Here is a 22,698-nt window from a genome sequence, read left to right as displayed (position 1 = left end):
GCCTCTCGCCATGTTAGCGGCCGGAGGCTTTTTCGTTCACCATTCCCAAAAGAGCGAACCGATGCGAGCTGTGATCCGACTGCTCATCTCCATGGCTTGCTGTTCGAAGCGAACCTGCGGGCGCTTGTTGTCATACGGGAACAAATAGGCAAAGCCCGGGCGCGTCGCTTGCGGCACCAAATAAGCCGACCTGGTAGCGCCATACCTGCGCTGTTCATTCAAAAACTCGATCATCGATTCCGCGTCGCGGATTCCCGCACCGTGTCCATAGTACATCCCTCGGCCGAGATCAACGGCATTTTCTCCCTGCCACTGCGGCTTATCCGGATTGTGATCGGGATTGGCAAAATACAAAATATCGCCGGGCAAAAAGGTGGTCGTCCTCGTCGTTCGCAAGTCCAAATCCTGGTCATAGCGCCAGTCATAGAGCAGGATGTCTGCAAACATTCGCTCGAAGTCTTCCCGCCGGATCGACTGGAGCACGGCGTGATACAAAATGATGACCATCGCCGTCGCGCACTCTGTCGCGTATTTTCGCCCTTCCTGAAAAATGTTGATAATCCCTTGCGATGGCGGGACGCCCGTCCGCAGCCGGAATCCGCCAAGCTCGGTTCGATCCCAGTAGACGGGATTCGCCCGTGAATTTTCAAACGTGGAAAAGGCAATTCCGCTCTCGTACAGCGCGATGGCTGACCGCACCAAATGATCTCTCATCTTCAGCTCGAACTGAAGCAATTCCGGCGACGGGTAGACAAATTCCTCCCCGCTCGCAGCCATCCGCTGCACGACTTCTCTCTGTACCCGGTTCAATCCCCATTCGTCTGCCAAAACGGCAGGGTTGGCCTGTCTGCCGCTGATGATTAACATGGGCAACCTCCTCTACACACACTGTCCTTCGTATGTGTATGCAGTCGCCCATGTCCATGTGTCAGCCTCTTGCCTGCTCCAGCACTCCTGCCGCTTTGGCCGGGACATGCTTGAGCTTGGAAAACAGGTAGCACCCGACGATGACAATGACGCTGCCCAGAAGCTGGAGCAAGCTCATCGTCTCGCCCAGCAACAGAAAAGCGAGGATCGCGGTGAACACCGGATTAAAGTTGAGGAACATGCCTGCCGAGGTCGCCCCGACTTTTTGCACCCCGACATTCCACATGACCATGCTGACGACTGTCGCCAGTACCCCGACGTAAAACAGCGACAGCCAAAATGTCCAGTCCGTACGCTCGACAGTGAATGTCGTTGCGTTAAAGGGCAGCATCAGCATAACGCCAAATAGCCCCGAATACAGGGTAGACATCATCGGCGAAACGGTTTTCATCGCCCAGCGTCCGCAGACGGAGTAAATCCCCCACATCGCAACGGCAGCGAGCATCCACAAATCGCCTGTGTTGAAATGCAGTTGCGACAAATGGGCAAAATCGCCTTTGCACAGGACGACGAGCACCCCCGCGAAAGAAATCAGCATGGCGACGATTTGCAACGGACGAATTTTTTCTTTCACCAGCAAAAAGGAAAAAATGGCGATCGAAACCGGATTGAGCGTGGACAAAAGCCCGACGTTGGTCGCATCCGTCCGCTCCAGTGCCCAGAACATGAACAAGTTGAACAGAGCTACACCCGTAACGCCCATCAAAATCAATGGGATAAGCGACTGACGCGAGGGCAGAATCCGCTTTTCGCGAATCCAGACCACTGGCAGCAAACAGGCTACGGCGATCAGCCAGCGCAAGTTGGTCAAGGTCAAGGATGACGCATGTCCCACCAAAAATTTACCGACAACAAAATTGCCTCCCCAAAGGAAGCTGGTACAAAGTAACAATCCGACATATAAAGGTCTCATGATTCATGCTGCCTCCTGCCTAGCTGTCTAAACCCGCCCTCTATCATACACCTTTCTCGTCAGATTTGGGGGCATCGATCCATTTTTCCATGAAAATCAGCTCGTCAGCGGTAAAGCCCAGCTGTCTGTAAAAAGCTTGCACACCGCTGTTTTCCGGCTCGATCAACAGGTTGATTTTCTCACAGCCTACGTTCGCCAGCCGCCGTTCCAGCTCTTGCATGAGACGGCTGCCCAGTGCCTGTCCCTGATAAGCCGGATCGACTGCCAGGTGATTGACCCAGCCGCGCCGCCCGTCGTAGCTGCCCATTACCGCCCCCGCGAGCTGCCCTGCCTCGTTGATGGCTACCAGAAACAGCTCCGGGTCGCGCTCCAGCTTGTGCCGCAATCCCTCCAGCGAATCCGAGCGGGACAGCGCCAGCCCTGCCCGCTGCCAAAGCTCGACGACCTCTTCATACTGCTCCAATGAAAATGACTGTAGTTTCATAGCGCGTCACCTTTTTGTATTTTTATAAATTTATATTAATATTCATACAATTATACGTGTGAAAAAGGAGCTTGCCAAGAAGCTCCTCACTCTCCATGCCGTTATACCGCAAACCACGACATGATCAAAGGCATCAATGTAAATGCCCACACGACGGTAATCATCGCCCCGGCTATGACGGCCAAAGTAGCGCTGCTGCCTTCCGTGTCGCCGCGTTCGAACGCTTTGACCATCCCCAGCATGTGTGCTCCCATGCCGTACATCAAGCCAATCGAGACGGGATGGCGCAGCTTCATTCTTTTAATGACCCACGGTGCCAGAAACACTCCGGCAAAGCTCGTCAGCATCCCGAACACGGCTGTCATCGCCGGCATGCCGCCAATCGCTTCCGATACACTGAGCGCAATCGGCAACGTAATCGAGCGGGGAATGACGCTGATCGCTGCCGATTGGCCCAATCCGACCAGCATGGCGGTAGACACGCCCGCGAGAATCGCGATCAGCGAGCCAGTCGCCAAGCTCAGCAAGATCATTCTTCTGTGAGCCATCAAAATCGCCCAGTTCCGGTAGAGCGGCACTGCGAAAGCGACTGTCACCACGCCCATCATCTCGCTAATCCAGGAAGTCGCCTGGCTGTACTCGACGTAAGGCACGCCTGCCACGAGCAGAAACACAATCATCGCCGCCGGAGCGAGCACGGCTGGTGAAAACAGCAAGCTCGGCCGCTTTTTGTTCAGCCGCTTCGCTGCGTAAAAAAACAGGATGGTCAGCAGGACGCTACACGTTTTCAACAGGATCAAGCTGCTTCACCTCACCACGTTTGAACAACCGCTCAGCAACAACGCCTGTCGAAACCATCACCAGCGCGCATCCGCTGACGACGACGATCAACACGAGCAATCCTTTTCCTCCGAGCAGCCAAGGATACTGCATCATGCCGACGAGCGAAGGAACGAAAAACAAGATCATTTGCGAAAACAAAAGGGTGGCTCCCGCCTCGACCCACTTCAGACGCACCCAGCCATTATGCAGACAAATGAACAAAAGCAAAAGCCCGATCAAGCTGCCGGGCACAGAAATAGGCAAAAACGAAGCGATTCCTTTTCCCACCCAGGTAAATCCAAACAACAGCAAAACTTGCCCAAAGAGCAAGAACCATTTTTTCATCGAGACCACTCCGGTTCCTTCATGTTGGTACCTTCATTCTAAAGCGTCCCGATTCCATTCGTACAATACATATATATCATGATTTCTATTCCATTTGGTTATGGTGATAAATGCTGCTTCACGAAGTCGATAAAAGCCCGTGTCGCATGGGACAAATAGCTGTCTTTCCGATAGATCAAGGCGTATTGCCAATCAATCACGGGCGAAGCGATGTTCACTGTATGCAGCTGGCTATTGTTCAGGCGTCTCACAATCGAACGGGGCAGCAAGGAAATCCCCAGCTGTGTCGCTACCATTTCCCCGACAAAATCCCACAGGGAACTCATATACGCCACTTTCGGTTCAAAGCCGCTCTTCATGCACGCCTGGCGAACCACATCATGAATGGCGTACTCCTCGGTGAACAAAATAAAGTCCTCGTCTTTCAACTGCGCCAAATTCACCTCATCCATCCCCGCCAGCCAATGCTTTTGATGAGCAATCGCGACGACGTCTTCGGACACTAATGGGACAGCGGCAAATTTCTCCGCATCTGTCGGCAAAACGGTCAGTCCGAGATCGACACTTCCCTGCTCCACCTGAACTTCCAGCAGCTTCGCACTGTACTCCTTCATTTCGATATCGATGCCCGGATATTGTTTTTTGAACAGGGCGATGACATTTGGCAGCAAAAAGGAGCCTACCGTCGGCATCATGCCCATTTTTACCCGCCCACGCTCGACATTGCGAATCTCGGCTATGGACGAGGACATGCCTTCCATCAGTTGAAGCACTTTTGTCGCATAGCCGTACACCAGCTCTCCCGCCTCGGTCAGCTCCATTTTCCGCTCCGAGCGATCCAGCAAAACGACGCCAAGCTCCTCCTCCAGCGCCTTCATCATCTTGCTGATAGATGGCTGAGAGACGTGAAGGGCATTGGCTGCTTTTGTAAAATTTCTTTGTTTGGCTACTTCCACAAAGTATTGCAGTTGTCGAATATCCATCCGCTGCCTCCACGCGATCCGTTCGTTCGATCCTTGTTTATGTACAGCTTACCACAGGTGGCGAATCCATGAAAAAAACCAGGACGCGCTTGGCGCCCTGGCTGCTTTGCCTGCTTTATTTTACAGTGACCTGAACCGTCAGCATCTTGCCGCCGTATGTAGCGACAATCGTCGTGCGGCCTGCTGCAAGAGCTGTAAGCTTGCCTCCTGCCACAGTTACCACGCGCTTGTCTGCGCTCATCCATTCCGCTTCAGCCGTCACATTGGCCTTCGTCTTGTCCGAGTAGATGGCAGCCACTTGCACATCCTTGGATTCGTTGACTTTCAGTTGAAGCTGCTTTGCGCTTAGCTCCAGTCGGGAGATAACCGCAGCCTCGACCGGAATCGCGATAGTCTTCCCGCCGTAAGTAGCGGTAATTTTGGCTTTGCCTGATCCGGTAACAGTGACCACGCCGTTTTCGACCGTTGCTACCTTCACGTTGTCAGACGCCCACTTCGCTTTGCTTGTGACGTCTGTCTTTTCTTTGTTGCTCATTACAGCCGTGAGTTTGACCGCCTGCGAGAAGCCAGGGCGTGTATACAGCTTTTTCTGATCGGCTTCCAGCGTGGAAACGATGTCTACCTCTACCGGAATGACCACGTTTTTGCCGCCGTATACTACTTTGATTTTCGTTTTGCCGGAGGAGATAGCCGTCACCAGTCCGTTGGCCACTGTCGCGATCTGTGGATCGGCGCTCGTCCATTCTGCCCCTGTCGTTATATTCGCTGTCGACTTGTCCGAATACGTAGCGGTTGCCGCGATTTGCTTGGCAGCTCCCGATTTTAACACAAGCTTTTTCTGGTCGGCAACGAGCTTCGTGATCACTTCTACTTCTGTCGTCACAGTTACGAATTTGCCGCCGTAGCTGGCTTTTACTTTTGCCGTTCCGCTGCCTGTCGCTCGCAAAAGTCCCGCTTCTACCGCCACGATGCTGCTATTGGACGTGGACCACTCCGCTTTGTGCGTCACATCTTCCGTCGTCTTGTCCGCATACTGCGCGATCACGCTCAACTGCTGTATACCGTCTTTTTTCAACCGGACCGTCTTGTCCTTGATCGTCAGCTTCGACAGTTTCTTGGTCTGATTGGCTGTTGTCTCTGCTTTTGCCATTTCTGTCGCAGGAGTTACGCCGGAAAGAATCGTTCCGACTGTCAGGGCAAACGTCAGCAAAACCTTTTGCCAGCCGCGCATGTACGTGCTTTTCTTCGCCACGGTTTTCTCTCCTTCTTCTCTATATCTATTTTCCACTATTTACTATATCGGCATATTAGAGAGGGTTGATAAATGTTTTTTGCCAAATGTGCTCTAGTCTTCGCTCCACGTTCCTGCGAGTGGCGCAAAGTGCTGCATCGCCAGAGCACCTACTCCCATGACGATCGCCGTTCCTCTCAGTTCGGATGGAATCACCCGGAATTTCCCGCGAAATGGCTCCCAGATGACTTGGTCGCTATGCTCCTCGACCAGCTCGACAATCTCGCGGTAATTTTCCACCAGGTCGCCGCTGAGAATGACCGTATCGGGATTGTACATGCAGACGATATTGTTGATCGTGATCCCGATGTACAGCGCTGTGCGGGAAACGATCTCCTTCGCCCAGCGCTCCCCGTCTCTCGCAGCGGCAAACACCTCGCGGACGTCTGCCACTTCCTTGACCCGCCGCGCTTCGAGAATCAGCGCATTTTCATCGATATACGTTTGCAGGCAGCCTCGCTTGCCGCACTCGCACAAGTTGCCGTTCGGATCAAGCGTTGTATGCCCCAGTTCGCCCGCACTGTTCGAGCCGCCGCGAAACACTTCGCCGTTGATGATCAAAGAAGAGCCGATGCCTGTCCCGATGCCGATCAGGGCTGTCTTGTTCGAGCCTTTTGCCGAGCCGTACAAATATTCGGCGAGGATTTTGACCTTCAAGTCATTGTCAATTACCGTCTTAATGCCCAGCTCTTTTTCGATCAAGCCAGCAAAAGCTACGTCCTTCCAGCCCAACGTAGAGGAAAGCTCGACGACTCCCCGCTCGTAGTTGATCACGCCTGGCACGCCGATGCCTACTCCGATTACTTTTTCCGCTGGTACGCCTTGCTGCTCAATCATCCCGCGAATTTCCTGGCAAATCAGGGCTGCCGTCTCTTCCGGCGTCCCTGCCAACGCCTTGTGTTCTACGCGGTGATGGGCGATGATCGTCTCGCTGAAGTCCATCATGCCGAAGCTGATCCGCTTTTTCTCGATGTCGACCCCAATCGTATAGATCGCGCCTGGCTCAATGTCGAGCATGATCGCCTTCCTGCCGACGCCGGACGATGTCAGCTCCGTCTCCCGAATTACGCCCTCCTCGCACAGCTCGCTGACAAAACGGCCGATCGAGGTCGCGCTCATTCTCGTAATTTTCGTGATCTCGGCCCGGGAGATCGGCCGCTGCTTTTTGATAATATCGAGAATCATCAGCTTGTTGTGCTGCTTGATAACATCCTGGTCCTGTTTCACGATTTTTTTCATCACAGAAACTCCCACCTTGCTTGTATATGAGATGCCGCTGGCTTTTCCTTGATTATTACCCTCACACTACCTGTCAGTCACTACTACGTCAACTGATAAAAAACCACCCGATTTCTCGGATGGTTGTGCGTGTGTCACTTGTTGTTCAGGTCGTACGGCGTCTCCTGGTAGACGTAATAGTTCAGCCAGTTGGAGAACATCAGATTGGCATGGGCACGCCAGGTGACGATCGGCTCCTGACTCGGATCATCTCCGGGATAGTAATTGCGCGGAACAGTGATGTCCAGCCCCTTGTTCACATCCCGCTGGTACTCGTCCTGCAACGTGGTAGGATCGTACTCGGAATGACCCGTCACGAAAATTTGTTTGCCGTCCTTCGTCGCGACAGCATACACTCCCGCTTCCCTGGACTCGGACAAAATCTCCAGCTCGGCCACCTTCTCGATGTCCTCCCGGCGGTTTTCCGTATGACGCGAATGGGGAATGTAAAAGTAATTGTCAAAGCCGCGGAACAGCTTCACATTTTTCTTGTTCAAGGTATGAGGGAAAATCCCGAACATTTTTTCCGGCAAAGGATGCTTCGGTACGCCAAAGTGGTGATAAAGTCCGGCCTGCGCTCCCCAACAAATATGCAAGGTCGAAGTCACGTTTGTCAGCTTCCAGTCGAGGATAGTCTTCATTTCCTCCCAATACGTCACTTCCGTAAAGTCGAGCTGCTCGACAGGCGCGCCTGTAATCACCATGCCGTCAAAGTATTGGTCCTTGATCTCCTCAAACGTTTTATAAAACATCGACAGATGCTCTTCCGATGTGTTTTTGGATGTATGGCTGGACATGTGCAGCAGAACGATTTCCACCTGTAGGGGAGTATTCCCCAGGAGGCGAAGCAACTGTGTTTCCGTTGTTTCCTTCACGGGCATCAGGTTCAGGATGACGATTCGCAGCGGCCGAATGTCTTGTGTAAACGCACGGCTCTCCTTCATCACAAAAATATTTTCGCGGGCCAGCACTTCCACCGCTGGAAGCTCGTCGGGCAGTTTGATTGGCATAAAGATCCCCCTTTCCATTCTTTGCAAAACAGGTAGAAAAACAATAATCCGACTAATTCGCCAAAAATACTTGGCTTCCTGCTTGAACCAGAAGCGACATGGAAAAATCGCGCGTGGGAAACACAGGAAAGCGGCACATGTAACGAGCTTATATATGTTTTAATATTGTGCAACTTTTTCGTCAAATCATTATACCTTTATTCCAGGAAAAATAGCAGGTCTTTTTCTGCAACGGGATGGAACGAAAAAACCTCCCGCCAAAAAACATGCGAGAGGCTGCTTCGGTTCCGTATGCCCACTTGTCAAATCCAGCCGCGTGCCTCCATCGCTTCCGTAATGCGCAAAAGCGAGATCATGTACGCTCCTGTGCGCAGGTCGACTTTGTACTGGTCCGCCAGCTCCGCCACCGCGCGATAAGCGTTGACCATGGCTGTTTGCAGCTTGTCGTTTACTTCCTGCTCGGACCAGTAGTAATTCATCAAGTTTTGCACCCACTCGAAGTAGGAAACCGTCACACCGCCTGCATTCGCCAAAATATCGGGAATGACCACGACTCCTTTTTCGCGCAAAATCGCATCGGCATCAGGGGTCGTTGGGCCGTTGGCCGCTTCTGCAATCCACTTGGCCCGAATCTGACTCGCATTTGCCGCTGTAATCACATTTTCCAGGGCGGCAGGAATCAAAATGTCCACTTCCAGCTCCAACAGCTGTTCATTGCTGATCACGGTAGCGCCCGGATAATCCAAAATCGTGGACGCATCTTTGCATTGTCCGACTTTCGGGATGTCCAGTCCTTTTTCGCGGTAGATGCCGCCGCGCGAATCGCTCACGGCGACGATCCGGAAGCCAAGCTCAGTCAACAGCCTTGCCGCGATCCGGCCTGCGTTTCCGTACCCTTGAATGGCTACGGTCGTCTCCTGCGGCTTGCGGCCAGAGTCTTTCAACGCCTCCAAAATCGTGAAGACGCAACCGCGAGCCGTCGCTTCGTTTCTGCCTTTTGACCCGCCCACTGCAAGCGGCTTGCCTGTAATGACGCCCGGCGAATAGGCGCCCTTCAATCGGCTGTATGTATCCATCATCCAGCCCATGATTTGCGGTGTCGTATACACATCCGGCGCAGGGATATCTGTATCCGGTCCGACGATGTCTGCGATTGCTTCCATGAAACCGCGGCTCACTCTCTCCAGCTCGCCTCGGCTCAGTTCGTGCGGATCGCAGATAACGCCGCCTTTTCCGCCTCCATAGGGCAGACCGACCACTCCACATTTGAACGACATCCACATGGAGAGCGCTTTTACTTCATCCATCGTGACGTCAGGATGAAAACGGATGCCCCCTTTGGTTGGCCCCACCGCATCGTTGTGCTGGGAACGGTACCCTTCAAAAACACGGACGCTGCCATCGTCCATTTTGACGGGAAAATGGACGGCAAGCACTCGCTTGGGTCTTTTCAAGATTTCGACGGCTTCGCGCGGCAAACGAAGCAACGCCGCGGCTGCATCGATTTGCTTCTGAACAATCTCGTATGGATTCAGACTCTCTTTTTCTACTGTCTTTTGCATGCTTGATCCTCCCCACCTATCGTGCATCACCCTGGCACAGAGCTAAAGGATGAATGGAGTCATTATATACGAAAGGACCAAATTCAGACAATTTATTTTTTGTGTTTTCACATTATTGTGTTATTTTCGTCAAAAATAAAAAAAGCCCGATGCATGTTTTGCTGCACCGGGCGGCTGCTCCTATTTTTTCAAATACGCTTTCATCAACCTCGTTTTTGTTTCCCACATGTCTTCGCTAATATGCAAACGGTAATGCTCCGGGTTGAGCATCCGCAAATATTCCGGCCAGAACAGCTTGAGCTGTTCGCGATGGTACTCGCGGATTTCTGCAAGCGTCGGCAGTTGATACACCAGCTCCCCGGCGACAAACACCGGGATGAGCAAAGCTTCTGCCCGGTAACGGGTCAATTGCTTGTTCAAATACGGATGGCTTGGATTCAACAACTGGACAGGTGCGCCTTGCGCAATCGTCGTTTCCTCCGGGAAGCACACGTAATCGGCAATCGCCTTGCCCGTGTCGGGGTCGATCAGTCTGTACATATCCTTGATGCCAGGGGTCGTCACTTTCTCCGGATTGCCGGAAATCTTGATCGTCGGCTGGAACACGCCATTGGCGTCCTCGCGCGCCACCAGCTTGTACACACCGCCGAGCGTCGGCTGATCTGCCGCCGTGATCAGCTGTGTACCTACGCCCCAGCTGTCGACTTTGGCTCCTTGCACTTTCAGGTTCATGATCGTATGTTCATCCAGATCGTTGGAGGCGACGATTTTTACATCGGTCAGCCCGGCTTTGTCCAGCATTTCCCGCGTCTTGGTGGACAGGTAAGCGAGGTCTCCGCTGTCCAGACGCACGGCTGTCAGCTTTTTGCCTTCCTGCGCCAGCTTTTTCCCGACCGATATCGCGTGCGGGACGCCGCTTTTCAGCGTATCGTATGTATCCACCAACAGCGTCACTTGGTTCGGCAGAGCGTCGGCAAAGCGCTGGAATGCTTCTTCTTCATCCTCGAAGCTTTGCACCCAGGAGTGAGCGTGTGTTCCTTTTGTCGGGATGCCGAACATTTTTCCCGCGAGCATATTGGAGGTAGCGTCAAATCCGGCCAAATACGCCGCTCTCGTTCCCCACAGGGCAGCGTCTGCTTCCTGTGCCCGTCTCGTACCAAATTCCATCAGCACGTCGTCGCCCGCCACGTTTTTGATCCGGGAAGCTTTCGTCGCGATCAGTGTCTGGTAGTTCATGTAGTTCAACAGGGCGGTTTCAACCAGCTGCGCCTCCATGACGCGTCCTTCCACGCGGATCAGCGGCTCGTTCGGGAAAACCATCGTCCCTTCTTTGACGGAGTACAGCGAGCCTTGGAAACGCAAGTTGCGCAATTCCTCCAAAAAGGCCGGGTTGTAGTTTTCTTCCTGTTCACGCAAATAGTCCAGGTCGCTTTCTTCAAAGCGCAAGTTTTTTATATAGTGTACGATTCGCTCCAGACCAGCGGAAACAGCGTAGCCATTTCCAAAAGGCAGCTTGCGGAAAAAAGCTTCAAAGACCACCTTCTGATTGTGCGTTCCGTTTACCCAGTGCGCGTACATCATGTTGATCTGATATTTATCTGTGTGCAATGCCACACCAAATGATTGCATATCGCGTAAGCCTCCTGTCAATTCCTTTCCAACATCATACCAGAACCTTCCCATGGTGCCCATCTGCCTTGGAGCCTAGAAAAAATATGATATAGTATGGAATAATGAAAAGAACCAAACGTGCGACCGGGAGTGGAAAAGAGCATGTCAGACCAAAAAATCGTTTCATTGTGTAAAGGGCTACCGAAAAATTTGAGCTACAACGGCAAGGACTTTCTCTCCGGAATCGGGAAAGACGAAGCCAGCGAGCTGGTTGTCCGCTTTGCAAAAATCGACGAAGACGACGTAGCGAATCACGCCTATCACGGCGGGCCTGATCGCGTCGTGTGCGCGTATCCTTTTGAACATTATGCCCATTGGGAAAAGAAATTCGGCCAACGCTTGACGCAATCGGCCTTCGGCGAGAATTTGACTATGTCCAACATGACAGAAGAACAGGTGTGCATCGGAGATATTTATCAAATCGGAGACACCATCCTGCAAGTGTCGCAGGGCAGATACCCTTGTGCCACCATCAACAAGCGCAACAACAACAATCTTTTGCTCAAGGCAGTCGTGGAGACGGGCTACACGGGCTACTTCTTCCGCGTTTTGCAGGAAGGCACGATCAAACCGGACTCAGCCATCACTCTATTGACTCCCCATCCCAAGCAAGTGACTGTCGCCTCCATTCACCATTTGTACTTCCACAACCAGTCGCTCTCGGAAGAAACGATTTCTACCATGCTGGAAATCGAGGAGCTGTCTTTGCCGTGGAAAAAGAAGCTCATAGAAAAACAACAGCAATTAGCGAAAGGAACTGTCCATGCGAATTAACAAGTTCATCAGTGAAACGGGCATCTGTTCGCGGCGGGAGGCCGACAAGCTGATCGCTGCCAAACGAGTGACAATCAACGGCCTCGTTGCCGAGCTGGGGAGCACCGTCTCGCCTGGCGACGATGTGCGCATCGATGGCAATCCGCTCGGCGCGAAGAAAAAGCACGTCTATATCGCCCTGAACAAGCCTGTCGGCATCACGTGCACTACAGAGCTGCACGTCAAAGGAAACATCGTCGATTTCGTCAACCACCCGGAGCGCATTTTTCCCATTGGCAGACTGGACAAAGACTCGCAGGGACTCATCCTGCTTACCAATGACGGCGACATCGTCAACAAAATTTTGCGTGCGGAAAACAACCACGAAAAAGAATACATCGTCACTGTCGACAAGCCTGTGACCGCCACATTTTTGCAAGGAATGGCAAACGGCGTGCGCATACTCGGCACGGTAACCAAGCCTTGCAAAGTCACCAAAGTAAACGAGCGCGTCTTCAATATCGTTCTCACCCAAGGCTTGAACCGACAAATCAGGCGCATGTGCCAGGCATTCGGCTATCAGGTGCGGCAGCTGCAACGCGTCCGCATCATGAACATCAGGCTGGGCAATTTGAAGATCGGGCAATGGCGCAACTTGACCAGCGAAGAGCTGAAGGAACTGAACAAAAATCTTTCCTGATTGCTGTTTGCCGAACGGCGAAAAAAACCAAAAACAGACTCCGTTGCAGGGGTCTGTTTTTTTCACGCTCTATTCCTCAGCCTGCGCCGTCAGAGAACGAACCTCGCTGACAAACCGCCTGATCCCCTCGCGCAGCTGCTGTTCATTCAGATAGGAAAAGCTGAGGCGAATCCACGAGGCAAGCTCCCTTTGCGGATCGCAAATGATGCCGGGCACAAACGTAATCGATTGCTCGATGCATTGGCCGAGCAGCTTTTCCATCGGCGTGGAATCCGGCAGCCTGATCCACAAGTTGAAGCCGCCTGTCGGACTGCTCCATTCCCAGTCTGTTGCGGCCAGCTCCTCCTCCATAATGTCTTTGCGCACTGCCAATGCCGTGCGCAGCTTCAGCAAATGCTGCTGCATCCGCTCCGAGAAGAAATAGTGCAAAAATATTTTTTGGTTCAAGAGCGGCGTCCCGCTGTCCGACAACGCTTTGGCGCTGAGCAAATACGCCATCAGCGAAGGACGGCAGGCGATCGTCCCGATGCCGAGTCCAGGAGCGACATATTTGCTAAAGCTGCGCAAATAGATGACATACCCGGACGTGTCGTAGGCAAACATCGGCAAAGGCGGCTCTTTCCCAAAGTAAAGATCGCGGCACGGATCATCCTCGATCAAGAGACACTGATACATCTCCGCCAGCTCTACCAGCCGCTTGCGCTGTGCAAGTGGAACCGTAAACCCCGTAGGATTGTGGAAAGTCGGATTGAGATAGAACAGACGCGGCTTGTGCGTCCGCATCAGTTGTTCGACCTGCTCCAGATCGTAGCCGTGCTGAGTGATCTCCACCGCCAGAATGTTCGCTCCCTGGCGCAAAAAGACGTCGATGGCCGGACTGTACGTGGGCCGCTCCAGCAAAACTACGTCTCTTGGCTTGACCAGCACACGCGCAATCAAATCAATCGCTTCCTGCGACCCGGACGTGACCATCAGCTCTTGCGGGGTCAAGTAAAAGCGAAACCGTTCCGTGTAATAGCGGCACAAAGCCTCCCGCAGTTCCTCGTCTCCTTGGGTAGTGGAATACGTGCCGAGCACTTTCGGATACAGGTCGAACACTTTTTTCACGTATTCCGAGAAGTACAGATTGGGCAGGAGATTCGGGTCAATCAGCGCTTTGGAAAACTGATAGGTCGCCTGGACCTGGTGAATTTCCGAAAGGTGGCTCCTCTGCACATAAGCAGACACAATCGGGTCATGCAGCGAGGCCGTCGCCAGCATGCCGCCCGGCTGAACGAAATAGCCGGATTTATCTTTGACGTAGACATAGCCTTTTTGCTTGAGCAGCTGATACGCCTTGAAAACCGTCAGGCGGTGCACATCCAGCTTCAGGGCCAATGCCCGCACAGAAGGGAGCTTTTCGTGTTCCTTCCAGTCTTTGCGTCTGATTCCGTCCAGCACGTAATCGTACACTTGTTCAAACAGCTTGTCGGCGTGCACGCTTGACAAACCTTCTCTTTTCATCCCGGCCAGCCCCCTCCCCTGCAATTGTAACGTCACTTTTCTTCAACTGTTCTATTCGATTTCATCTGTTCTATTCCTCTCCCTTTATGATGGGGAAAAGGAGGAATCACCATATGGTACTCGTCAATTATATCGTGATGTGCTTGATCTTCGGGACGACATTTTTAGCCATCAAAGTAGGGGTAGATGCCGGAGCGCCACCCTTTTTCTCGGCAGGCATCCGCTTTTTTCTCGCGGGACTGATCTTGTTTGCCTTCATGGTCTGGAAAAAGCAGGCCCGCGTCTCCCTTTTGTTGCGAAAAGAAATGCTGCTCACGGGATTGTGCCTGACCTTCGGCACGTTTGCCACCTTATACTGGGCAGAACAGCATATAAGCTCTGGCATCGCGGCAGTCTTGTCCGCTACCGCTCCATTGCTGGTCATGCTTTTGCAAACCCGGCTTTCGCGTCAAAAGCTGTCCGCCATCTCCTGGGCTGGCTGTCTGGCAGGCTTGGCAGGGGTCACGCTGCTGCTGTTGCCCGGTCTGACTTTTTCTTTCAGCGTGCTCTGGATCGCGGGCTGCATCGCCGTCCTGGTTGGACAGCTGTTTTATTCCGCAGGTGCGGTCTACTCCCGGCGCGTCTCCCAACAGTTCAAGGACGTCTCGCCCATTACGTTAAATGCCGCCCAGATGATGTACGGAGGTGTCCTGCTGCTTGTGATCTCCGCTTTTACCGAGCAAGTGCACACAGAGTTTCTGTTTTCGTCCCAGGCTGTGTTCTCGCTGCTTTACCTGATCTTCGTCGGCTCGATGATGGGACATTCGATCTTTTACTGGCTCGTGGCAAAAACCAATCCGCTCTTCCCATCCACTTGGCTGTATATATCGCCGCTGATTGCACTGACGCTTGGTGCCGTTCTTTACCAGGAGCCGCTTCACCTGTCTTCCTTGGCTGGAGGCTTGGCGATCATCGCCGGAATCGTCATGATTAATTTGAACGCGCTAAAGCAGCTTGTCAGCAAAAAAGCGCCGCTGGAACACGCAGAAAGCCCAACAAAGTAGCTTCACGGCCTTTGTTGGGCTTTTTTTTACTTATGCTCGTTCAATTGTTTGGCAAGCTTGATCAGCTCTTCCTTGGAAACCGTCGTGGCCTTGGCGCGAACGCTGTACTCCAGATCGCTCCCGTTTTTTATCCATACGATCCAGTGAAAATCGGGCTGGTTGTCCTCTTTGTACGTCATCAGAGCAGCTTCGTTTTTGCCAAGCATCACTTTTTCTACCCCAGTCGCATTGGAGCCAGTCTTTGCTCCAAGCTCTGCCTGGCGGACTTCGACGGTGATCCCGCCCTTTGCGCCTCTGTAGGCGACATGCACATAGTCAAACTTGTCAGAGGTCGGAATTTCCTTGACGACGTATTCTTTCTTGTTCTTGATCGCTTCTGCCTTCATCGCCGCCACATCGTACTTGTCGCTCGGCTTGTACTCGATTTCCCCTGATTCGAAGCGGAAAGCGCCGTTCAGCTCGGTCGGGAGTGCGAACCGTTTATCCGCGAGTTTTTGTTCCAGCTCCGCAAGCGCTGTGTAGGTGATCGCCTTGTAAAAGACATCTACGTTCGGATCGCGCAAGGAAATCTCTTCTACGCTTTTGTCCTTTTTCTCCTGTTTCGGCAGCCAGTAAATCGCGGCTGATGTTCCCGGCTTGAGCTGGTCAAGAATCTCGTTGATGATGTTGCTCCTGCGCTCGGCATCCGCTTCTGCTTGTGCCAATTCATTTTGCATCTCCACAGGAAGTCCTTCTGTCTTCGATGTAATCTCTGTTCCTTTCCCCGTATCCATTTCCATCACGACTTCGCCTTTTTCGTTCTTCAACTGGATGACTTCCATGCCCGCCCATACAGACGAGGCTCCCGCCAACAAGCCAATCGTCAGCAACACCCCGATTTTTTTCTTCACCTTTTTGTCCTCCTCGATTTTTTTCGCTGCGATGGCAGCCATCACTTTCTGTTTCACATCGACTTTCGGGACTGGCTTGGCGGCTAAAAGCTCGTGCAGTTGTTTATACGGATTGTCGCCCATCATTTGCCACCCCTCCCATCGCCGGAAAATAGCGCTTGCATTTTTTCAGCAGACGTTCGAATTGCTTGCGCAAAGCTGCCGGCTTTTTGTCCAGCAAGACAGCTATTTCCTCGTAATCTTTTTCCTCCAGCACCCGCAAATACAGAAGTGTCCGCTCTTCCGCCGTCAGCTTCGACCAAATACGCTCCAACGGCTCTCCCAAATAGTCGTGGTCGATTTTTTCCTCGACAAAATTTCGCCCCTGCTGCTCGCCGCTGTACAAAAAGGGCAGCACGCGAGCCAGCTTTCTGCGCTTGAGCACATTGGCGCAATGGTTAAATGAGATTTTATAAATCCACGCTGAAAAAGACAGCGAGTAAGTGTATTGCTCCAGCCGCTCATAGGCGCGAAACAAAATTTCTTGTACAGCATCTTCCGCATCCTGCCGATGGCCCAGCATGTGATAGCAGTAGGCAAAGATCGGCTGTTGATAATGATCGATAATGACTTCGAATTGCTCCATCGCACCCGCTTTGATCTCCTGGAGCAAATATTCGATTTGCGCTTTCTCCACACTCCTGCCTCCCTTCCCTATGAATAACAATCGGGATCTCTTGTTTGTGACATGAATTTTTTGAGAGTAGAAAAAAAGGGCGCTTCATCCGTCTCGTACTCTCGGATGAAGCGCCCTTTTGCAACTGTGTTTGCTCTTCTCTTGTCGAATCTGTCATTTCTTTCCCGGGAAATCGACAGCGGCTGTCAGCTTCCTAAAAATGCTCGCCGTTGGCATAGTAGCTTTCTTTTTGATAAGGGACAAAAGCCATCTCGACTTCCGGAATGCCGAGCGAGAGAACATGCCGGGTCACAATCCTAGCAAACTGGTCGCGCGTTTCTTGTCCGCGCTCAAACCAGCCAATTTCGATAAACGGAAAAGACTCTACTACTTTCCCGCCAAAAACGCCTGTCGTCTGCAAGCATTCGATTGTAAAATTGTCGGTACCGCACTGGCATAAAGCGGCAAGCTCCTCTGTCAGCGGCTCGCTGATCGTCGCCATTTGCTCGGCTTGTATGCCGCGAACGATGAGATGTGGCATGCTTGAACCTCCTGTTGGTCAAAAAGCGATTTCTTCTATCATACCGTTCGGCAAGGAAAATGAGTAGTCTGTCCCGAGTTTTTACAAAGCGGCAACAAACCTTTTCAAAAACGAAATGAAACGTTTACGATTTGTCCCAAAATGTTAATCAAGGCTCTTTGCACAAAGAATGTTGCTATTGACATCGCTGTTACATTATCGCCACAATAAGATAGGCATCTTGACCATGTCTATAAGAGCATAAACATAAAGCACGCCAATCAGAAAGGTGAGTACAGTACATATGGATTTTTGGAATATTTTCGTAGCCTTCGTGCTCGGGCTTGTCGAAGGCTTGACTGAATTTGCTCCTGTATCTTCTACCGGGCATATGATTATCGTGGACGATACGTTGCTTCACTCCAAAGAACTGTTTTCTTCGGAAGTAGCGAACACCTTTAAAGTCGTCATCCAGCTCGGCTCGATTTTGGCGGCTGTGATCGTGTTCAAAGACCGTTTTCTCAGTTTGCTCGGATTGAAAAAAATGTCGCCAGATGGCAACGGCCCCGGGCACAAGCTCCGTCTCTCGCAAGTCATTGTGGGGCTGCTGCCGGCAGCTGTACTCGGACTGATTTTTGAAGACTATATCGACGAATACCTCTTTTCGATCAATACCGTGCTGATCGGGCTTGTCGCAGGTGCCCTCTTGATGATCGCAGCCGACTGGTTCAGACCGGGACGTCCGAAAGTAACCACTGTTGACCAAATGACGTACAAGCAAGCGTTCTTCATCGGACTGTTTCAATGCATCGCGCTCTGGCCCGGCTTCTCCCGCTCCGGATCGACGATTTCCGGCGGCGTGCTTCTCGGTCTCAGCCACAGAGCCGCATCCGACTTTACTTTCATCATGGCGGTTCCCGTCATGGCTGGCGCCAGCTTTTTGTCGCTGTTGAAGCACTGGCAATACATCACTGCCGACTCCTTGCCATTTTTCATCGTCGGATTCATCAGCGCCTTCTTGTTTGCCTTGCTTGCGATCCGCTTCTTCCTGAAGCTGATCAACCGGATCAAACTCGTGCCGTTTGCCCTGTATCGCATCGCACTGGCTGCTGTCATCTACTTCTTTATCATGTAGAGGTCGCCATCCAAATAAAAAAGCTGCCTTTGGCCGTTGAAGCGCCCCCTGAAAGCTGGACACAACAGGGGGGGCTTCCGGCAAGGCAGCTTTTTCTTTTCCTCAAGCTGGCGAACTGTCCAAACGCGCAGCGTTGGCAACCAGCGGCTGCGTTTCCTTTTGACCGTGCTGCAATTGATACATCTGATAATACTTGCCGCGTTTCTCCATCAATTCATCGTGCCTGCCCCGCTCGACAATTCTGCCCCGATCCAGCACAAGAATCTGATCGGCGTTTTTGATCGTGGACAATCGGTGCGCGATGATAAAGGTCGTGCGTCCTTTTTTCAGCACTTCCAGGGCGTTTTGAATGATGCCTTCTGTCTCCGTGTCAATGCTCGCCGTCGCTTCATCCAGGACGAGAATCGCCGGGTCGAACGCCAACGCTCTGGCAAAAGAAATCAGCTGACGCTGCCCCAGCGAGAGCGTGCTCCCTTTTTCAATGACTGGCTCATCAAAACCGCGCGGCAATGTGCGCAGCAGTTGATCTGCTCCGACGTCCCGGAGCGCTTTCTCCACTTTTTCCGCAGTAATGTCCGGATCATCGAGACTTACGTTGGAGCGGATTGTCCCGGTAAACAAAAACGGGTCCTGCAACACGATCGCCATATGCTGGCGAATTTGCTGCTTGGGCAAATCGAGGACGTTGCGCCCGTCGATCGAGATCGTTCCGCGGCTGGCGTCATAGAAGCGGAACAGCAAGTTGATGATCGAGCTTTTCCCCGATCCTGTGTGGCCGACCAGTGCCACCGTTTCGCCCGGCCATGCCTCGAACGAGATGTTTTTCAGCACGTACTGGTCATCCTGGTAGGCAAAGGAGACGTCGTCGAACCGGACGCTGCCCTCATAGCACGGGATTGTGCCTGTATCGACCTCGATCCCTTTCTCATCCAGCAGCTCGAAAACCCGCTGTGCCGCAACCAGCGACTGCTCGAAGTTCGCCAGTTGATTCACGATTTGAGTAATCGGCTGGAACAGGCGATTGAGGTAATCGACGAATGCGTAGAGGACGCCGAGCGAAAACAGCGTGCCCACGCCAAGAGACGCTCCGCCGAAGTACCAGATAAACAGCACAAACGCCGCATTGCGCACCAGTTGCACCAGGTTAAAGGAAGCCGTAGCGTTGAGGCGCAACATTTTGTTTTGATACGAAAACAGCTCCTCGTTCAATTCGCCAAATTCTTGCATCGTCTTTTTTTCTCTGCGAAACGCCTGAATGATCGGCATCCCTTGAATCGATTCGTTGATCATGCCGTTAATGTCGCTGATCCTCGCCCGGATCACATGGTTGAAGGCAGAGGCTCGTTTGCGATAATACACAATCCATACGGCCATAATCGGCAAAATCAGCAAACAGACGAGGGCGAGCCTGACATCGAGCAAAAACAGCGCCACGAATATTCCGATCAAGTAAATGCCGCTGGTGAAAAAGGACGCGAGCACGTTGGCAAACAGCTCGCGAATCGCTTCCGTGTCATTCGTCACACGCGCCACGATTTTTCCCGCAGGCAAATTGTCAAAATACGTAATCGGCAGCCGCTGGATATGGGCAAATACATCGACTCGCAGCTTGCGGATGACCAGATTGGCCGATTTTTGCAGCAAGATTTTTTGCCCGTAATGGAACAGACCCGCGACCACCAGCAAACCGAGGTAAGCAGCGGCCAAAACGAGCAGACCGCTCGTCTCCGGTCGAAAGAATCCGAACAGCTCCTGATTGCTGAGCGGCAGCACCGGATAGACCGCTTGCCGGGAACCGCTCTGAATCGTCAGCTTTCCATCCGCTATCGTGCGCTGGCCGTCAAAGGCAAGCGGCTGTTCGAGAAAGTAGTAGTCCCGCCCTACTTGCAACACCCGCACTTCCTGCCCTGTGCGCTCTCCTTCTGCCAGGTGATCTTGCCGTGTATACCATTTCTCCCGGTACAAAACGGAATCGGAGCGCTGCTCTGTCTCATACCAAGGAAACTCGATCCCCAAAATATGCGTGTCGATCATTTTTTTCGCCAAAAACGGCCCTGTCAGCTCTGCGCCTACGGCAACTGACAGCATCAAAAGTGCAAGCAAAATCGTCCTTTTAAACAGCAATGCATAGTGCAACAACCTTTTTCCCGTACTCATCCGTTCACCCGCCTTCTGTCAACTGCGCTTCGATTTGCTGCTTCTCAAACTGCTCTTTATACCAACCGCCCCAGGCCAAAAGCTGCTCATGCGTCCCTTCTTCGACGACTTTTCCCTCATCCATGACGAGAATCCAGTCGGCATGGGCAACAGCGGACAGGCGATGCGTGGCAATCAAGGTGGTCTTGCCTGCCCTCTCGCGGCGAATGTTGGCGATCATCTCGGCTTCTGTCTTGCCGTCTACGGCTGACATCGCATCATCGAGAATCAAAATCTCCGGGTCGGTCATCAACGCCCGCGCGATGGACACCCGCTGCTTTTGACCGCCGGACAGTGCCACGCCTTTTTCGCCTACCAGCGTGTCGAGTCCCTCCGGCAAAAACTGAACGTCTTTCGCGAACGCTGCCAGCTTCAGTGCTTCTTGCAGTTGCTCTTCGGTAGCGTCCTGCTTGCCGAACATCACATTTTCCCGCACGGACCTGGAAAACAAGATCTGCTCCTGCGGCACGTAGCCGATCCAGCTTTTGATATTGTCCAGCTCAATCTGCGCCAGCGGAATTTGGTTGATGGTGATTGCGCCTTGCCCCAGCGGAAATTCCCGGAGCAGCTGCCGGAGCAGCGTCGATTTGCCACTTCCGGTTCGCCCGACAATGCCGAGTGTCTGGGAACGGTTCAGAGTAAACGAAATGTTCTTCAACTGATCTTGCACCGTTCCCGGATAGCGAAAGCTCACTTGCTCAAAACGAATCGCCTCCGGTTTGGCAAGCCTTGCCGGCTGTTCGTGATCGGTCACATCGGCTTCGTACGCCAATGTCTCGTTCACGCGATCCAGCGAGGCGCTCCCCCGCTGCAAGACGTTGATCAGCTCGCCAATCGCAAACATCGGCCAAATCAACATCCCCAGGTACACGTTGAACGAAACCAGCTCTCCCAGTGTCAGCTCCTGCCGGAAAACGAGATAGCCGCCGTAGATCAGCCCGATCATGTAGCTGATGCCAACCAGTATTTTCACAGTCGGCTCAATCAGCGAGTCGACTTTGGCGACCTCCATATTTTTTTGAAACACTTCCCGCGTTTTGTTCGAAAAGCGCTCCTGATCCGCCGTCTCCTGCACATAGGCCCGAACGACCCTGACGCCCGCGACTGATTCCAGCACCCGGTCATTCAGCTCGCCAAAAGAGTCTTGCGCCTTGGAAAAGCGCTCGTGAATTTTTTTGCCGTACTGATTGATCGCATACGCCATGATCGGCAAGGGCAAAATGGCAGCCAGCGTCAGCTTCCAGCTAATAAAAATGCCCATCGTCAAAATAATTACACCCGTGAAGCTGGCCGAATCAACCAAGGTGAGAATGCCGAAGCCCGTCGTCATCGAGACGGCCTTCAGATCGTTCGTCGCCCGTGCCATCAGGTCGCCTGTGCGATTGCGCTGATAAAAAGTCGGGGTCATGCGCAAAAAATGGGTCATCAGCTTGGAACGAAGCGTTCGCTCGGCCAGAAAAGCCCCGCCGAACAGCTTGCAAATCCACACGAAGTTGATGAGGTACGTCACGATAGCAAGAACGATATAAAACAGCAGGATGCTCCACAACCGCTCCCCCGTCAACGTGCCCAGCTGCATTTCGTCGATCGCCACTCCGATAATTTTTGGCGGAATAATTTCCAGGATGCCACCCAAAATCAGCAGCAGAATCGCTGCTGTGTAGCGTTTCCAATGCTCCTTGAAAAACCAGTCCAGCTTTGTTAAAACCGAAAACATCTGCCGCTCTCTCCTCTCGTCTCAACCGGGTTTTCTCCTTTTGGAGGCGAAAAAAGGCATATCGCCACAAGGGGCAACATGCCTTTTTATCCGACCAAAAAGAATCAAATAAAAAAGCGCAGGCTACAAAGACAGTAACCTGCGCCATTTGATGGAGTTAGGGAAAAACTACATAGCTTGCATCAAAGGAGGGGTTACGTCATGTATGCAGTTGTTCATTTCATTCATTACACTGCGTTTCATGACAGACCCACCTTTCTTAACATTTTTCGATTTCCAATTAATACATTCTGAACTTTA

21 protein-coding genes are annotated in these 22,698 nt (G+C 52.5%); 4 read left to right on the top strand and 17 right to left on the bottom strand.

Going from position 1 to position 22,698, the window contains the following annotated elements; translation table 11 throughout:
- Positions 1 to 36 precede the first annotated feature (36 nt).
- The 11 genes from HP435_RS04525 to HP435_RS04475 all read right to left on the bottom strand — a co-directional run bounded on the left by HP435_RS04525 (position 37) and on the right by HP435_RS04475 (position 11,244).
- On the bottom strand, positions 37 to 867 hold the full coding sequence (locus tag HP435_RS04525; protein ID WP_122966260.1) for a protein-glutamine gamma-glutamyltransferase: 831 nt from the start codon (positions 865 to 867) through the stop codon (positions 37 to 39).
- Positions 868 to 928: 61 nt separating this feature from the next.
- The gene (locus tag HP435_RS04520; protein WP_173597127.1) at positions 929 to 1,840 is read right to left on the bottom strand and encodes a DMT family transporter; all 912 of its coding nucleotides are present in this window, start codon (positions 1,838 to 1,840) and stop codon (positions 929 to 931) included.
- 43 nt (positions 1,841 to 1,883) lie between these two features.
- Entirely contained in the window at positions 1,884 to 2,324 is a 441-nt protein-coding gene (locus HP435_RS04515; RefSeq protein ID WP_122966262.1) for a GNAT family acetyltransferase, read from the bottom strand.
- 101 nt (positions 2,325 to 2,425) lie between these two features.
- Positions 2,426 to 3,124, bottom strand: coding sequence for an LrgB family protein (locus HP435_RS04510; RefSeq protein WP_173597129.1), 699 nt, complete (start codon positions 3,122 to 3,124; stop codon positions 2,426 to 2,428).
- Complete coding sequence (locus HP435_RS04505; RefSeq protein WP_173598671.1) at positions 3,102 to 3,491, bottom strand: CidA/LrgA family protein; 390 nt, start codon at positions 3,489 to 3,491, stop codon at positions 3,102 to 3,104. The genes HP435_RS04510 and HP435_RS04505 overlap by 23 nt, the downstream gene beginning before the upstream one ends.
- A gap of 98 nt (positions 3,492 to 3,589) precedes the next feature.
- Positions 3,590 to 4,474 (bottom strand): LysR family transcriptional regulator, encoded by an 885-nt coding sequence (locus HP435_RS04500; RefSeq protein WP_122966265.1) that lies wholly within the window; start codon positions 4,472 to 4,474, stop codon positions 3,590 to 3,592.
- A gap of 115 nt (positions 4,475 to 4,589) precedes the next feature.
- Positions 4,590 to 5,726 (bottom strand): Ig-like domain-containing protein, encoded by a 1,137-nt coding sequence (locus HP435_RS04495; protein WP_229049823.1) that lies wholly within the window; start codon positions 5,724 to 5,726, stop codon positions 4,590 to 4,592.
- Between the two features lie 93 nt (positions 5,727 to 5,819).
- Positions 5,820 to 7,004: an ROK family transcriptional regulator gene (locus tag HP435_RS04490; RefSeq protein ID WP_173598672.1), complete on the bottom strand. Its 1,185-nt coding sequence runs from the start codon at positions 7,002 to 7,004 to the stop codon at positions 5,820 to 5,822.
- 134 nt (positions 7,005 to 7,138) lie between these two features.
- Positions 7,139 to 8,053 (bottom strand): homoserine O-acetyltransferase MetA, encoded by a 915-nt coding sequence (gene metA / locus HP435_RS04485; RefSeq protein ID WP_063230562.1) that lies wholly within the window; start codon positions 8,051 to 8,053, stop codon positions 7,139 to 7,141.
- A gap of 302 nt (positions 8,054 to 8,355) precedes the next feature.
- Positions 8,356 to 9,615 (bottom strand): Glu/Leu/Phe/Val family dehydrogenase, encoded by a 1,260-nt coding sequence (locus HP435_RS04480; protein ID WP_173597130.1) that lies wholly within the window; start codon positions 9,613 to 9,615, stop codon positions 8,356 to 8,358.
- Between the two features lie 180 nt (positions 9,616 to 9,795).
- Positions 9,796 to 11,244 (bottom strand): nicotinate phosphoribosyltransferase, encoded by a 1,449-nt coding sequence (locus tag HP435_RS04475; protein WP_122966268.1) that lies wholly within the window; start codon positions 11,242 to 11,244, stop codon positions 9,796 to 9,798.
- A 144-nt stretch (positions 11,245 to 11,388) separates the two neighbouring features.
- Between HP435_RS04475 and HP435_RS04470 the strand changes: the two genes are divergently transcribed.
- Entirely contained in the window at positions 11,389 to 12,060 is a 672-nt protein-coding gene (locus HP435_RS04470; RefSeq protein WP_122966269.1) for an MOSC domain-containing protein, read from the top strand.
- Positions 12,050 to 12,739, top strand: coding sequence for a 23S rRNA pseudouridine(2604) synthase RluF (gene rluF, locus HP435_RS04465; RefSeq protein WP_173598673.1), 690 nt, complete (start codon positions 12,050 to 12,052; stop codon positions 12,737 to 12,739). Before HP435_RS04470 ends, rluF begins: the two co-directional genes overlap by 11 nt.
- 69 nt (positions 12,740 to 12,808) lie before the next feature.
- Here rluF and HP435_RS04460 read toward each other — a convergent pair whose 3' ends face one another.
- On the bottom strand, positions 12,809 to 14,242 hold the full coding sequence (locus HP435_RS04460; RefSeq protein WP_122966271.1) for an aminotransferase-like domain-containing protein: 1,434 nt from the start codon (positions 14,240 to 14,242) through the stop codon (positions 12,809 to 12,811).
- Positions 14,243 to 14,355: 113 nt separating this feature from the next.
- Here HP435_RS04460 and HP435_RS04455 point away from each other — a divergent pair, with 113 nt between their 5' ends.
- On the top strand, positions 14,356 to 15,285 hold the full coding sequence (locus HP435_RS04455; protein WP_173598674.1) for a DMT family transporter: 930 nt from the start codon (positions 14,356 to 14,358) through the stop codon (positions 15,283 to 15,285).
- A 26-nt stretch (positions 15,286 to 15,311) separates the two neighbouring features.
- Here the strand turns inward: HP435_RS04455 and HP435_RS04450 are convergent, their stop codons facing one another.
- From HP435_RS04450 to HP435_RS04440, 3 genes are all read right to left on the bottom strand, one after another.
- Entirely contained in the window at positions 15,312 to 16,301 is a 990-nt protein-coding gene (locus HP435_RS04450; protein ID WP_229049822.1) for a DUF4367 domain-containing protein, read from the bottom strand.
- A complete protein-coding gene (locus HP435_RS04445) occupies positions 16,279 to 16,851 on the bottom strand; it encodes an RNA polymerase sigma factor (RefSeq protein ID WP_122966273.1) in 573 nt (190 codons plus the stop codon). Before HP435_RS04445 ends, HP435_RS04450 begins: the two co-directional genes overlap by 23 nt.
- Positions 16,852 to 17,044: 193 nt before the next feature.
- Positions 17,045 to 17,371 (bottom strand): DUF1904 family protein, encoded by a 327-nt coding sequence (locus HP435_RS04440; protein ID WP_063230574.1) that lies wholly within the window; start codon positions 17,369 to 17,371, stop codon positions 17,045 to 17,047.
- A gap of 283 nt (positions 17,372 to 17,654) precedes the next feature.
- Between HP435_RS04440 and HP435_RS04435 the strand changes: the two genes are divergently transcribed.
- Complete coding sequence (locus HP435_RS04435) at positions 17,655 to 18,485, top strand: undecaprenyl-diphosphate phosphatase (protein WP_122966275.1); 831 nt, start codon at positions 17,655 to 17,657, stop codon at positions 18,483 to 18,485.
- A gap of 102 nt (positions 18,486 to 18,587) precedes the next feature.
- Here the strand turns inward: HP435_RS04435 and HP435_RS04430 are convergent, their stop codons facing one another.
- A complete protein-coding gene (locus HP435_RS04430; protein ID WP_173598675.1) occupies positions 18,588 to 20,642 on the bottom strand; it encodes an ABC transporter ATP-binding protein in 2,055 nt (684 codons plus the stop codon).
- 4 nt (positions 20,643 to 20,646) lie between these two features.
- Positions 20,647 to 22,398 (bottom strand): ABC transporter ATP-binding protein, encoded by a 1,752-nt coding sequence (locus HP435_RS04425; protein ID WP_173598676.1) that lies wholly within the window; start codon positions 22,396 to 22,398, stop codon positions 20,647 to 20,649.
- Between the last annotated feature and the right edge of the window lie 300 nt (positions 22,399 to 22,698).

This window comes from Brevibacillus sp. HD3.3A, from assembly GCF_013284375.2.
Classification (GTDB): Bacteria; Bacillota; Bacilli; order Brevibacillales; family Brevibacillaceae; genus Brevibacillus; species Brevibacillus parabrevis.
Note: the sequence above shows the minus strand (reverse complement) of the source record. Positions and strands in the feature narration are given on the sequence as shown.